Raw genomic sequence first — 14,042 nt, forward strand, 5'->3', positions numbered from 1 at the left:
TAGCTAAAGGCAAATTATAAAATTATATGGACTCTTGCATAAATCTTTAAAAAGAGGATGATAAATACTATAGCCCGATCGCAAAAATTGACTTTTGCAAGAGGCCTATTCAATGAGTAGGGTGATTGATCATGACTTGGCAACAATCTCCAACCTATCTGGCAGTGCTGACTACTATGCTCTCGGCTGCACTGGTAACTGACTTCACCGCAGCCCAGTTACTGGCACAGTCATACCCACACCATGAAGTTGGTGCACAATTCCCACGACCACCAGAGCGAGGGTCACCGTCTAGAACCCTTGGGGCTGGGACACATATGATTAAATTTCCACCACAAGTACCAGAACGAGGAAAACCGAGAAGAACAGCAGGAGGAGGGTCTCGTAGCTATTCTTGTACTGACAACGGTGATATCCCTTTAACTGCTATCGTGCCAACCAATAATCTGGTCAAAACGGTGGCGGCTAATCCTACACTGTTCTGGTATGTTCCCAAAACTACAGCTACTGTTGCAGAATTTGTGTTAATTGATGACCAGGATCAAGAGGTGTACCTGACCACATTGACCCTGGATAACAGGAAAGACGGTATTGTGCAACTGAGCATACCGAAAACCGTACCTCTGACCATGGGTAAGGAATACAAGTGGTTTTTCGTACTAGTTTGCGATCCTCAAGAGCGTAGCCGAGATCATTGGGTTCAAGGAATACTCCAGCGTACTGAACTTAGTCCGCAATTAGCGCTTAATCTAGATCAGGAGCAAAATACCTTAGAACAAGCCAAACTATATGCTGATGCTCTGATTTGGCAAGAAACTGTGACTACTGTCGCCCAGTTACGGGATTCCCAGCCCCAAGCATGGGTAGATCTGATCAAATCAGTGGGGTTAGAAGCGATCGCTAACAAACCATTTGTCAATTGCTGCACAGCTAGCAATTAATCTTAATTGACACTCCCCCTCCGATAAGAACGGGGATTCTTACTTGGCCGTAGGCCACGCGATCGCGTTCAACGAGCTGTATTGCCTGTTCAGGTCTGAACCAGAAAAGGTAGAGGACAATTCTCTATAAGCGTATTGGATAGCGCGGATCCAGGTTTCGGTGTGCCCCACCGTACCTAAATTATTGAAAACATAGATAGATATATTTTTTATCTGATTTTTTCATAGACGATCAAGTCGTTAGACTGAATTATGCAACATGCTGATCTCAAAACATGTTTTTTACATTGTCTACTTATTTTTAGATAATATCTACCTAGATTGTTATTAATCTATTATTATAGACATTTATCATAACATGCTCTCGGAAAAGTGTCAATACAAGAAGGTTGTATTATAAAGCCGTCCTATAAGGACGGGGCTTTAAACCCATTTTTTTTGGTAATGTCAGGGTAAGTGCTAGAAAGATTAGTATATATTAGTATATTAACTTTTATAACTAATCACTACTGAATGGCTAAACTCTCTGTAGAACTACAGCGCTATTTTTTTGAGGAAGAGCGAGAGCCTCAGGTAAGGCTGGCAGATATTTTAACCCTAGCGGGGGAACGTATCTTTGGGTTTCTATTCGTTATCCTATCTCTACCTTCAGCTTTGCCAGTTCCAGCACCGGGTTATTCGATTCCCTTTGCAATTGTGATCTTCTTGTTGGCTATTCAGCTCATCGTTGGTGCCAAACGCCCCTGGCTACCTAAGAAGATGATGAATGGGAAAATGAAATTGGAAACCGTGCAGGGTTTTCTGAAAATAGGACTCCCTTGGTTGCGGCGGATTGAGGCAGTTACCCGTCCTCGCCTAAGCTATATTTGTACAAGTTTGCCTGGTCGGATATTTATGGGGAGTGCGATCGCATTAATGTCAATTTCGATGATGATTCCGATTCCAGGGACAAATACCATTCCAGCTGCGGGAATTTTTATAACTGGTTTTGGCTTAACTGAAGATGATGGCGCAATTAGCCTAGCGGGTTTAGTCCTGTGCCTGATCGGAGCAAGCCTCTCCATCTCAATTATGTTTGCCCTATGGTTTGGTGGCACAAGTCTAGTTGACCAGATTAAGATTTGGTTGGGTCGTTAAACTGATGTGCATCCAGTCCGCGTCGAAGATTTTGTTTGGGTTATAGTAATCACTAATTGGTAACAAACTTCGCTACAGTTGTCGGTAACTTCGGACAAGGGAACTTCGGCTCAGGCCAAAATAATTGACCCAAACAGTATAATAAAACTACTAAGGCTGCTAGGTCTAATCGATAATCGGTAATAAGTAATCGGTAATAAGTAATCGGTAATGGCTAATCACAATTACCATCTAAACTCGAAGGGGACTCCCGTTATAGCCCAAAGACAAGCGCGGGATACGGGGGGTATAAAGTGCTCCCGCAGGTGACCCACACAGCCCCTTGGGAATTGGGGACTGAAAATGTTGCGTCTCCTTGAAAGTTTTTGCTATAATAGATGTATTATTGTGCTCGTTCCCTTAGCGTCTCCTAGGTCGAAAAGAGCTATGATGACTTGGGCTTTTTATCAGTTCTCTCAAATCCTAGAACACTTGTGTAATCGCTATGGTTCCAAGTTAGTGAGAGTAACAGAGGAATACACCTCTTATACCTGCACAAAATGTTGCACCTGCGTCTAAAAAGTAAAAAGGGATAATATTATATAATAGTATCATCCCTTTTTCCTATTCCATTTAGTTTTTTTGCCAAGTTAATAATTCTTAACATAGTGCCATTCTACCTAACTACCTAACTTAGTAGGTATCAAACTAGGTATTAAACCAGAGGACATCTATGGCTCAGTTGGGTTTGGGGAATCGCTACGCTTTTCAGTGCGCTGCTTCTGAGGACCTAAGGGAGTGGAGTTGGTTAAGTTGTCTTCAAGAACCATACGCTGTTCCATCTGACGGAGAAAATAACCAGTCATCATGGCTGAAGCCAGCAATCCAGCTAAATTTTCCCGATCAGTGGTGATTTGAACATTAAAGTTTTCTGATGGCAGCATCCCTACTAGCCCTTGAACGTTCTGAGAGATGATTTGTTGGATTTCAGGGCTAGCAGACTTAGCAATCCTTGCTAAAACATCAGAAGGTTGATTCTGGAGGTATTGCAGCAGTTGGTTCGGTTGAGGCTCTGGTCCTGGGGAACTTAGAAAATCGGGGTTGAATACCATTAGGAATTTTAGGTTTGACCTGCTTCATCTCGACTTTTCTATACTCTAAACGATTGTGAGATAACCTGAATCAGCTTTCGGGGATAAATCTCAGTTTTTTGGGTATAAATTCTGAGGAAAAAAGCTTACTTAAAGAAATCTTGAAGTTTTTGTAACCCTTGGCATAGCTTCTATTGGGGTGGCAGTAGCTGCTGAACTTCAAAGTGTTGATGAAATTTTTCGGTAACTTGTAACCAGTACGAGCGCCCCTCAGTTTGTCTACGTTTCTGGACAAAATCGAGCTCGACCAGTTCCTGGATATGTTGATACGCTCCACTTCCACGAAGGTTGACTAGGTCAGCTTGAGTAATCGGACCTTTAAGAGCGATCGCAGCTAAAGTCCTCAAAGCACCTGTGCCCAATTCAGCAGGAATTAAGTTTTGCAGTAATTCACTAAACGTGGATCGTAACTGTAAGCTATACCCAGCAGGGGTTTCCACAACTTCTAAAGCACTGTCCCGGTGGGCATAGTCTGCCATCAGTTCAATCAGGCCATCCGCAACTTTTTCGCGATCGCATTGGGCATACTCTGAGATTTCCTCTATAGAGACGGGCTGTCCCTTCAAGTATAGAATCGCTTCAATTTGGGTAGCTAGACGAGGCATTGTTTTAATTAGCTTCTAATCCAATTGACGTCCTGTCAATTCAACAAAAATATCTTCCAGGTTGGAGGGACGAACCATCACACCAGTTTTATCAGGTAAACTTTCGAGATAGCCACTCGCTTGTTCCAGAGTCGGAAAAAATTTGTATTCAAAGCGTTCTGAGAGTTGTTTGATCAGTAATCCTTCCCCATGTTGGTGGCGCAACTGTTCAAATGTACCTAATTCGATTAGTTTACCAGAATCCATGATACCGATCCGTCCTGGCTTGCCAGCGCCATAGCGATCGCACAAAAACTCCACTTCTTCCATATAGTGGGTAGTTAGCAATATCGTCATACCTTGGCGATTCAAATCCCGAATAATTTCCCACAGGCGACGGCGGGTTTGGGGGTCTAATCCTACTGTAGGCTCATCCAAAAATAGAATCTTCGGTTGATGTAACAGCGCTCTAGCAATTTGCAACCGACGCTTCATTCCCCCAGACAGAGTTTTCACTAAACTATCCCGTCGGTCTATTAGCTCTACATACTCTAACCACTGATTAATCAGCCGCTGACGCCCAGGATTGGCAATGTGATGCAGCCGTGCGTGGAGTTCCATGTTTTCCCAGACAGTCAGGTCAATATCCACGCTAGTTTGCTGCAAGACCACACCAATATTTTCCTTGACCTGATCTTTTTCTTCTACAACGTCGTAACCCGCTACCTTAATTTGACCCTTGGTCGGTTCAGTTAAGGTAGTTAGCATCCGAATTGTAGTGGATTTACCAGCACCATTCGGACCCAGCAAACCAAATATCTCTCCTGATTCAATGGTAAAGGACAGGTCATTCACGACAGGGACCTTATCGTAGATTTTGTAGATGTTCTGGAGGGAAACAGCTGGGGGCATAGATTCCTTAATATGTATGATATTGAGTCAATAGGCTTGAGCTAACCTGCTTCTACACCACAGGTTAGAAGCAAATTATATCATGTCGATATCATTCCCCTTAATAAAAAGAGCAGTAATCCCAAATTTACCCACAAATACCACTGCTACAGGTGTAGTCATCGCTCTTAACGGTCATGTCATTAACAGGGTATTCATTTTACTATTATATCTTAAATGCTTCCTCTTAATTACTTGTCATTAATTGTTATTACATGTAGACGAATTATCAATCTGTAGGTTAAAACAAATAGGGGCTGTTCCTTTGGTTAATCCATTAGTTATCAGCTACATTTATTGACTTTGAGCGTAGAATTTAGTATGGCAATATTTAGGATATTAGGTCGGGTAATCGATCCAAAAACCAGTGGCGTCGTTTCAGGATTACGGGTTGAAGCATGGGATAAAGACCTTATTTTCAACAACTTGGTGGGTAGCGCCATCACTGATGACCATGGCAGCTTTGGGATGGAATTCGATGAATCCTATTTTCAAGAACTGTTTGCTGACCAACGACCAGACATTTTTTTCAAAGTATTTTGTGATCAGCAACTGGTCAAAAGCACCGAAGATTCAGTGCTGTGGAATTTAGACATTGACGAGACTGAAGTCTTGATCACTGTAGATAACTATAGCCAATATAACGTTTACCAAAAATATCTCCAAGCTGCTGACGAAGGTGTTGAAGATAATCCCAAACTATTATATCTCGGTATTGATACTTCACCATACAAACAGCAAATTAAAGATTATCCCTCCCACCTGAACCATAAACCCGATGGTAAACATCTCGTGTCTGGAATTAAAGCGGATCATACTTTCAGTCCTTATCCAAATCTGGGGCAACTTCCAGATATTGATCAGCAAGGGTTAGAGTTTCTCCATCAAGACATCAAAGAAGCTTGTATCTGTGTTGGTAGTTTTGTAGAGGAAGAGTTCAAGGTAAAATGGTTGGGACGAAATGCCCTAAGTAATGACGAATTATGGAGTGGGAGTAAGATTATCCCCATTATTAATCTAGTGTCTCGCCTTAATAGCAAATCTCCTAATGACGATCTTGATAAGTGTACAATTCGAGGCACAGACCAAGCTGGAAATCAAAGGGATATTCCGGTCTGTGATTTAATCACAGATGTGATTAGTTATGACTACAATACAGCAAGTTCTAATTGCTTAGGGGCAATGTTAAAGCGCTTTGCTCCCCAAATGGACTTAGAAAATTGGCTGAAACAGATTACAGGCAATGATAGCCTGATTTTCCGTGGCCGATATGGGGAAAAACCGTTTATTGAGTACCCCCAGTTGTTTGGTAGCACAACCAAAAGCATAATTCTAACTGCTGACCCTGAACCCCCTCAATGGGAAAGTAATACTATATCGGCTTATGATTTAAATCGGATGATCTCAATGGTGGGTTGGCATAATTACATACCGGAACCATGCCAGCTACCGGGAGTTAAGTGGGATAGTCTCGAAAGTATCATCAGAGCAATGGGGAACGATCCAGCTCGGTTAGTTGATTTAGCTATTAAAGAGTTGGGTTTGTTGAATGTGATTGACTCAACAGTGATTATCTCAAAACTCGGCAACGGAGTTACCAGTATTAGGAACAGAACCGAAGCGGTTTATGTCGCGCTAGTTAAATTAGTTAAGCCTAGTCTTGACGATTCTCTCAAGCCAGCTAAATTGATTACCTTCAGTATGGCGCTACGGGGAGCAAAAGTGCTTGAACCAAGAGATTTCAATCGTGAAGCGGTGGAACTTGATGCCAGAATAGCAACAGAAGTGACAGAGATTTTGCGCAGAGCGGTGATGGGTGAATTGGTTTGATTAACCAGTTTGATCAATCTTCACCGTAATTGTCCTGTTACTGTCTAAACTCCAAGTAAATGTAATTAGTCATATCAAGTCCGGTTAATTACCTCCCAAGTAGTCTCTGGATTTTACGCCAGAAGGGATATCATGATTAGTCAACCGGACTTGATATTCGATCATGGCCAGAAAAGTTTTATGCTTGGTTTTTTTAGGGTCGGGTTTAGACAAAACGTGATTAATCTGTAGTCATTAATCGTAGGGTGGGCAGTGTCTACAAAGGCGAAAAGCCCAGCTTATCTTATCTGTCTGACACTGCCCACCTGACATGAACTCTACCAGCCAGGGACTTTTCAAAACCCTTCTTAGCAGAAGATAAATTGAAAACCGTGTGGGTACAAAAACCTAAAGAAAAAAAGTATATCTTCTCGTCTAACTACTACAAGATTTTCTTGGATATCCAAAGACGATGTGACTTTCAAATTTCTTTTTCAAACTTTCTTTTGTACGTTTTCTTTGTTCTGCAATATACTATCCCCATTTTTTTAGCGGCTATCGGAGGTATTACGGCAGGTAATGACTTATTGGTCTCGTTTATTCAAGAATTTGTTTCTGATGAACAAGCCGAAAATATCGTCAATTTTTTTATATTTGTTATTAGTCTATTAGGAACATTGTTCGGCACCATAAGTGCCACAACTAACCCTTCGGAAAGCTATGATAATGCAGCAGCGTTTAATAACAAATTTTCTGAGTTTAAGATTAATTTAGCGATAGATATGAGAAATCTTGAACTTACCAATGCTATGGAAGAAGAGTACCTGCAGCTTCTGAAGGAAAAAAATGCTAATCTTTCCGAATTGATTGAGGAATATAATCAGAAACGGTCGATCGATAAGAATCAAGTAAGCGGAGTAGAGTGATTAGTTGCTTACGATCCTCAGTGTCCAAATTGATCATGATCTACTAGTCTGTGATTACTTTGTTCCAGTTTTACACAAGTCTTTGAGGAATGCGATCGCGTAGCGTGACCGTAGGTCAATCGCATTCCCTAGAGATATATTGCGTTCGTGCAGCGTCGGGCTTTGGCCGAATCGCAAAACAACAAACCCAGCAACATCCCATACTCTGTGTTAACTCTGTGACCCACTGACCCACTACTGTACCACACGACCCAATCCCACTTGCTCCAGCAGAGCGATAAAATCTGCTCGAATCGAGGAGTCATTGGGATTAGCAGCTTGAGCCTGGTAAAGGGCATCAAGGGCATCAAACCAAGCCCCTGCTTCGGCATAGATGATTGCTTGTTGATGCAGTAACTCAGAGGTGGAGCTGTTGGTATTTGCAGCAACTGCTGCTAGCTTTTGCTCTAATTCTGGGGGTGGTGATACCCGCTCAATCCAGCTCCTATAATAGGAAGTCTTAGGCGGGTTTTCGCGATCGCATTCTAGGGTAACAGACCACATGTATATCTTCCTGTTTTCTTCCTCTAGTCCTGGTGGGTTTGCAATCAGTTCTGGACTGTTTTCCGGAAGTTCTACTGAGATCATCCCTACCTGACCTGAGTCAATCCTTTTCTCAAATATTGTCTGGTTTTCTACTGTGTCCACCAAGGTAAATACTATTGGTACGTCTACAGGCTCGGACAAATACCATAAAAATCTAGGATGACCAGATATCGTCTGTGCAGCTACTTTCTGTGAGGGAATTAACAGCGTCACCAATTCACGGGGTAACTGCTCATACCAGCCTCGTGAACCAGACCCATTACTCTTTCGAGGAGCGCTATCGGTTGGTGGAATAAATCGTAAGCGTGAGCCGTTGGCTGAACTATTTTGGGAACTATTTTGGGTTTCAGATGAGTTATTATTAGAATCGGCAACGTGACCGTTGACAGATTGTAAACCTTGAGAATAGCTTGGTTGAGGGGTGAGTGCGCAAAACAGCAGTACAATCAAGATTGATGTTGTACGTGCCAATAAATTAATAAAGTTAGCGGTAGTTTTCATAAGTTTATTAAATTATTAAACTATAATAGACATTTACAAGAATTAGCCTTAACCCTTAGAGGATATCTCCCAAGTTTTTTGATCCTGAATTTTGCCCCCCTGACCCCCCAACTTTGGGGGAAACAAGAGTCAATTTGCTTCTAAAAGTCCCCCAGAATTGGGGGACCAACGGGGGCTTGGATGTAGCAAATGAGACTTCTCAGACAACCTCTTAGTCAAGCCTGAGTTTAAGCTGAATTTTTTCAGAGATTTGACACTCCCCGGTCGCGCATACGCGGGGATTATTGGTTCAACGACTCGACTTGCCCATGACTTGTTTGCACCAGCCACAGTAGAGGCCAAATCTCCCCAAGCGTTTGGGTCGTTTAAGACCAGAGTTCCGACATGCCCTGCCGTACTTAAGGCTCTTTCTAGGATGTTGATTGCAGCGTTGTGGTCTCTGTCGAGAGAACAAGCACACTGACAAACATGGGTTCTAGTTGATAGAGATTTTTTAACTACTTCACCACAATTAGAACAATTTCGACTAGTGCAGAGCCTTGGGTGCATGTCAGTTTTGTTAATCCCTGATTTAGATCCCCCGTTTCCCTTAATAAGGGGGACTTTTGAATCTAATTCCCCCCTTTTTTAAGGGGGGCTAGGGGGGATCTATTTACCTAATTACAAAGGTGACATGCTCCCCAGAGCCTTTCTTTTTTCGAGAAACTCGACGTTGATAGAACTTTAGACGCTTTTCCCCTTTTCGATAAAACCTAGGTAAGGGTACAGTATTGCTATTCGGTGTTGCTGGAACAGACTCATTGATATCGATCTGAAGGCAAAACTGAACATATAGCACTACCCATTAAAGTTAGGACATGGCTAAAAGCTGAAAACCTGTTGTAGTAAACTTTTGTCTTCTGACTTGTGACTTCTGACTTGCGCGTAGCGCTATAGTAACCATCGGCTCGACGGACTATCCTAACCCTCTTAATTAGCTTTTTGTCAAAGCGCCAGAAATTCCATGTTCCTTTGAGTTTGAGTTTTCCAATCCCTTTTTTGTCACTAAAAATGATTGACTTTTTATCTGGACATAATTTCCATCCAGAAGTCTTTTATTCAACTGATTGACAATGTTTTTTGAATCTAGGAAAACCTTTCTTTCCGGAAACTTTTTTCTTACAGTTTTCGTATAAACGGGCAATTGATGACCGGAGATGAAACCTTAGAATAGTGGAGCCTTTATAGGCGATAGGCTATGCAGATGCATGGTTAAAACTCATGAAATAAGGCTCCACTATTCTTACGGTAACTTCTAACCATGCTCGTTCAGCACTGGCGAGGGGGACCATAGAGTTCAATTCATTGGCAAACGGGAACTGATGAGCTAAGACAGTGCAATATTTGTTGAGGTCTAATTTCCCAACACCTTTATTGTCCATCCAATAGCGAATACAGCTATTGCGAACAATTTTAGCTGTTATCATCGCTTCTTCTATTGCTAAATATTGCTTTTGTTTGCCAATTGCCTTGAACTGTAAAACAATCATTAGTATCGACCTTTAACTACTAAAGTAGTCTACACTACACAAAGTAAAATTTCCGGAAATAGAAAAATATTTTTCTTACGGCGCGTCAAGCCGCTGAAGCGCCTTCATCCCCGGTGATTAGACAGGGGGTTTTCGGCTTTGGGGGATTTTTATAATTTTTTGGTGCCATGGGTTTCTAATCTCAAATCCCGCTGACTAGTTTGCCTGTAGGAGGGACGCAATCAAAGGTTTACGCAGCCATGGATACAGGGTTTTTCGAACAGCGATTAACCGGAGTTTCAATCAGATCAAATTGCCTGTACCAAGGTAACTTTTTATACCCGTAACCCTTGACCGAACTCAAGGGTTACTCAATTAGACTTCACAGAACTTAGGATCAATTCCTGATTACTGACTCGTAGAGAGATTTTAGTTTTGCTGATATCTCCGGAGGGACAGCAGTTAACCGGATGTAAAAACTTCCCGGTTCTGCTGTTTTTTCTAAAACCTTGGCGTAGATATCCTCACTGGGTTGGTTCACATTATCTGGATCGAGTAAGTTGAGCTTAATATTACTTAGTGGCTCAGGGATAGCAGAGATTTCGCTGCTGTTAGCACGAAGCTTAGCTCCCTTACTTGAAATCTCTACTAAACGTCCAGTGTAGACCGAATTACTGATATGCTTTCCATCTAGAAAAGCATAATTAAATTGTAGATCAATTTTTTGGTTAACGTCGAAAAATGTTTCTTGCTGTTTGGGTAAAAATAGGTTATAATTATGCCCAATCCCACCCACTTCATAGATAGTAATTGGCTGTTTAATTCCCTTGGGTTTTACCTGTTTTTGACCGTCAATTCTTAAAAATTCGCCAGTTTCTTCCAAAGTGGAAGGAGAAATCATAACTTGACCACCAGTTGTATAAGATTCGATCCGGTAAGTCAGGTTGACAGCGCTGCCAATGACACTATATTTGGTGCGTTTTTCGGAACCAATATTCCCAAGCACAACCACACCGGTATTGATACCGATGCCCATTTCCAGTTTTGGATAGCCCAACTGCTCGATTTCTTCATTGACACTGGTCATGGCTAACTGCATCGCTACTGCACAAGCCACTGCTCTGTGGGCATCATCCTCTTGGAGGGTGGGAGCACCAAAAAGCACTAAAATCCCATCCCCGATCAACTCGTCGATAGTTCCTTGATAAGCAGTAATCACATCCGCCATGTGACCCAAATAGATGTTTAGGATTTTGACTACCTCTTGGGGATGTAACCGTTCTGAAATTGCAGTGAAGCCTCTTAAATCAGAGGTCAAGATGGTGATTTTCCGGCTTTCACCCCCGAGTTTTTGTTTGTCTGGGTTCTCCAGCAAATCCGCCACCAATTGGTCAGTTAGGTAACGTCCAAAAGTTTGACGAATCTCTTTAGCAGTGCTAGCAACGTAAGAAGCTGTGATGGCAACTGCAGACCCACTTAAGGCTAACAATGGCGGTATCACCGGGAGCCACCAACCACCCAAAAATGCTCCATAGGTACTTCCGAATAATGCCCCTGTAGCGACCACGGTAATCGCAATTCTCCTCAATGACAGCCCTCCGAGACCCCCAAGATAGCGCCATTTCCAAGTTAGAGTGGCACCGACTATAGACCAGCCTACAATCCACAGGATTTCCACAGGCTCAGACCAGGTTTTGAGCAAGGGACGACCATCTTCTACAGCACTAATAATTTGGCTGACCATGTTAGCTTGGACTTCCACCCCAGCCGTTGACTCCCGGATGGTAGTGTCATTACTGTAGGGGGTGTAGAAAAAGTCATTTAAACTAACCGCAGTTGCACCAATTAAAACGATGGAATCATTGATCAAGTGATCTGGAATGTTATCTTCCAAAACGTCGGTCATGGTTACCATGCGGAAGGTTCCCGCTGGTCCGCGATAGTTCAAGAAAATCTGGTAACCGCCATGATCGATTCCCACATAACCACCGTCATTGCTGGCCAAAGGGCGAAACATGGCCTTGCCCCACTGGAAAATTCTGGGATCTTGCTGTAATGGTTCAGGAAAAAGGTTTTTTGACTCTAGATAAATCCCCGCTAGGAGCATACTAAAGGAGGGCTGTAGGCGATCATTTACCTTCAGAGAAAGTAAGCTGCGCCGCAGGATACCATCCGTATCGTTTACGACATTATTGGCACCCACTAGACGAAGGTCACTGAGAATCGGTGGAGGATCCACCGCATTGTTAGGGTTTTTTTGATCGATATATTCGATAGCAACTAAGTTAGGTGTGGTTTCAAACACCCTGAGTAAGTCAGCATGACCAGGTTCAACCGGAAAATCCCGATACAGGTCAAGACCAATGGCTGCAGGGTTTTGAGCGTTGATTTTCTCTAAAACTTGGGCAAGCATCCGATCAGTGATTGGCCACCGTCCAGCACGCTTTAAATCTGCCTCAGTCATAGCCACAATCACAATCCGTTCATCCGTAGGTTCCTTCGGACGCCAACAAAAGTATTGGTCGAGAGCAGCTAGTTCGTAAGGCTGTAACCAGCCGAGTAGCCTGAAAGCGATCGCAATTCCAGCCACCACCGGTGTAGTAATTAGAACACCGCGCCATTCCCATAGTTGTTGTTTTAGTGGTTGCCACATATAGCAGTTTTCAATTAGGTGAGGTATAGCAGAAGTCAGAAGTCAGAAGTCAAACTCTTGCGCTTACAAAGGGTGTGAGACTTTTGTCATGTCCTAACTGCCCTGGCGACTGCTGTACTTTCGTTCTGGGTTTTAGGGACTTCGGAGCAGGGACTTCGGAGCAGGGACTTCGGAGCAGGGACTTCGGAGCAGGGCAGAAACTTCAGATGTACCTCACGCTTACTAGGAAACTATTATTACGGTTGAACCCTTACTGGACTAACTACAAAGCTCTGTCTTAGCTTTGGGTCGATTCACCCTCCCCACACTTCCGGGAGTGATAGATTTACATCAAAAAACTGATAGCTGATAGCTGATAGCTGATGTTGACAATGTCCTATCCCATTTTAACAACTTTCTCAGGGTTATCTCATCCTTTTCAAAGACTCAGTTAAGTTAGATTAAATACCTTAAATAATAATTAAATAGAGTGGAATTAAACCAACACTGTTTTAGTTTAATTCTGTCTACGGACTTACGAGTCAGTTCTGATATTCGGGAGAGTTCTGTGATGAAAGATATCAAAAAAACCGTAATGGTGAGCGCTGCCTTGACTAGTGTCTTGGCTCTAGGTTTAGGTGTAGCATCTGAAAACGCCTTGGCCGGTAAGGAAGGAATGGAAAAATGTGCTGGTATCGTTAAGGCGGGTAGGAACGATTGTGGCACCAGCAAGCATGATTGCAGCGCGCAGGCTACGGTAGATAGCGATCCCGAAGAGTGGATCTACGTTCCTGAAGGCACTTGCGACAAGATTGTTGGTGGAACTATTGTACCACCAAAAACCTCCAGCCAGGAAACTGAAAAGCCAACTGAGAGTGCCCAAGCCAATTAAACAAAGCTATCAGCAGGCTGCGCACTCAGCTATCAGCTTATGAATCATGGCTGAGTAGTGTTATGTACACCGATCCCCCCTAACCCCCCTTAAGAAAGGGGGGAATTAGATTCAGTTGAGTAGTGTTATGTATACCGATCCCTTAAGAAAGGGGGGAATTAGATTCAGCTGAGTAGTGTTATGTATACAGAACCCTTAATAAAGGGGGGAATTAGATTCAGTTGAGTAGTGTTATGTACATAGATCCCTTAAGAAAGGGGGGAATTAGATTCAGTTGAGTAGTGTTATGTATACCGATCCCCCCTAACCCCCCTTAAGAAAGCTATGCTTTATAAACATCTTTCTTAACATAAAACTTGACAAAAAGAGTCAAGTGTGCATAGAGAGGCGATCGCCCTAAATTGACAAAAAGAGTTAAGTGTGTATAAGAGTGCGATCGCTAATCT

General features: G+C 42.8%; 12 protein-coding genes and 4 pseudogenes. 6 read left to right on the forward strand and 10 right to left on the reverse strand.

Annotated features, from left to right (window positions below; all coding sequences use genetic code 11):
* Positions 1–131 precede the first annotated feature (131 nt).
* The gene (locus F6K63_RS27815; protein ID WP_008181387.1) at positions 132–941 is read left to right on the forward strand and encodes a DUF928 domain-containing protein; all 810 of its coding nucleotides are present in this window, start codon (positions 132–134) and stop codon (positions 939–941) included.
* Between the two features lie 212 nt (positions 942–1,153).
* Here F6K63_RS27815 and F6K63_RS38040 read toward each other — a convergent pair.
* Positions 1,154–1,267: pseudogene (locus F6K63_RS38040) on the reverse strand (RNA-guided endonuclease TnpB family protein); the annotation flags it as partial.
* Between the two features lie 187 nt (positions 1,268–1,454).
* Here F6K63_RS38040 and F6K63_RS27820 point away from each other — a divergent pair.
* Both F6K63_RS27820 and F6K63_RS38045 read left to right on the forward strand, forming a co-directional pair.
* Positions 1,455–2,078, forward strand: coding sequence for an exopolysaccharide biosynthesis protein (locus F6K63_RS27820; protein ID WP_008181389.1), 624 nt, complete (start codon positions 1,455–1,457; stop codon positions 2,076–2,078).
* 429 nt (positions 2,079–2,507) lie between these two features.
* Positions 2,508–2,636, forward strand: coding sequence for a zinc ribbon domain-containing protein (locus F6K63_RS38045; RefSeq protein WP_438941758.1), 129 nt, complete (start codon positions 2,508–2,510; stop codon positions 2,634–2,636).
* Positions 2,637–2,788: 152 nt separating this feature from the next.
* Here the strand turns inward: F6K63_RS38045 and F6K63_RS27825 are convergent, their stop codons facing one another.
* The 3 genes from F6K63_RS27825 to F6K63_RS27835 all read right to left on the reverse strand — a co-directional run bounded on the left by F6K63_RS27825 (position 2,789) and on the right by F6K63_RS27835 (position 4,704).
* Entirely contained in the window at positions 2,789–3,169 is a 381-nt protein-coding gene (locus F6K63_RS27825; RefSeq protein WP_287313693.1) for a DUF760 domain-containing protein, read from the reverse strand.
* Between the two features lie 170 nt (positions 3,170–3,339).
* Positions 3,340–3,813 carry an SMC-Scp complex subunit ScpB gene (gene scpB / locus F6K63_RS27830; protein WP_008181392.1) on the reverse strand — a complete coding sequence of 158 codons (474 nt, stop codon included), beginning with the start codon at positions 3,811–3,813 and terminating at the stop codon, positions 3,340–3,342.
* Positions 3,814–3,828: 15 nt separating this feature from the next.
* A complete protein-coding gene (locus tag F6K63_RS27835; RefSeq protein ID WP_287251753.1) occupies positions 3,829–4,704 on the reverse strand; it encodes an ABC transporter ATP-binding protein in 876 nt (291 codons plus the stop codon).
* A 360-nt stretch (positions 4,705–5,064) separates the two neighbouring features.
* On the opposite strand from F6K63_RS27835, the gene F6K63_RS27840 reads away from it, so the two are divergent.
* Positions 5,065–6,573, forward strand: coding sequence for a peptidoglycan-binding protein (locus tag F6K63_RS27840; RefSeq protein ID WP_287313695.1), 1,509 nt, complete (start codon positions 5,065–5,067; stop codon positions 6,571–6,573).
* A gap of 362 nt (positions 6,574–6,935) precedes the next feature.
* Positions 6,936–7,478, forward strand: coding sequence for a hypothetical protein (locus F6K63_RS27845; protein WP_287313697.1), 543 nt, complete (start codon positions 6,936–6,938; stop codon positions 7,476–7,478).
* Between the two features lie 54 nt (positions 7,479–7,532).
* On the opposite strand, the gene F6K63_RS27850 is transcribed toward F6K63_RS27845, so the two are convergent.
* From F6K63_RS27850 to F6K63_RS27880, 6 genes and pseudogenes are all read right to left on the reverse strand, one after another.
* On the reverse strand, positions 7,533–7,655 hold the full coding sequence (locus tag F6K63_RS27850; protein ID WP_267871999.1) for a hypothetical protein: 123 nt from the start codon (positions 7,653–7,655) through the stop codon (positions 7,533–7,535).
* Between the two features lie 57 nt (positions 7,656–7,712).
* A complete protein-coding gene (locus tag F6K63_RS27855; RefSeq protein WP_008181405.1) occupies positions 7,713–8,564 on the reverse strand; it encodes a DUF928 domain-containing protein in 852 nt (283 codons plus the stop codon).
* A 129-nt stretch (positions 8,565–8,693) separates the two neighbouring features.
* A pseudogene (locus F6K63_RS38050) lies at positions 8,694–9,336 on the reverse strand (zinc ribbon domain-containing protein); the annotation flags it as partial.
* 163 nt (positions 9,337–9,499) lie between these two features.
* Positions 9,500–9,754 (reverse strand): annotated as a pseudogene (locus tag F6K63_RS27870) (RNA-guided endonuclease InsQ/TnpB family protein); the annotation flags it as partial.
* A gap of 108 nt (positions 9,755–9,862) precedes the next feature.
* Positions 9,863–10,093 (reverse strand): annotated as a pseudogene (locus tag F6K63_RS27875) (transposase); the annotation flags it as partial.
* Positions 10,094–10,469: 376 nt separating this feature from the next.
* Complete coding sequence (locus tag F6K63_RS27880; protein WP_287313698.1) at positions 10,470–12,725, reverse strand: CHASE2 domain-containing protein; 2,256 nt, start codon at positions 12,723–12,725, stop codon at positions 10,470–10,472.
* Positions 12,726–13,194: 469 nt separating this feature from the next.
* Here F6K63_RS27880 and F6K63_RS27885 point away from each other — a divergent pair, with 469 nt between their 5' ends.
* Positions 13,195–13,596 (forward strand): BufA1 family periplasmic bufferin-type metallophore, encoded by a 402-nt coding sequence (locus F6K63_RS27885; RefSeq protein ID WP_008181410.1) that lies wholly within the window; start codon positions 13,195–13,197, stop codon positions 13,594–13,596.
* Positions 13,597–14,042 lie beyond the last annotated feature (446 nt).

This window comes from Moorena sp. SIO1G6, from assembly GCF_010672795.1.
Lineage (GTDB): Bacteria > Cyanobacteriota > Cyanobacteriia > Cyanobacteriales > Coleofasciculaceae > Moorena > Moorena producens.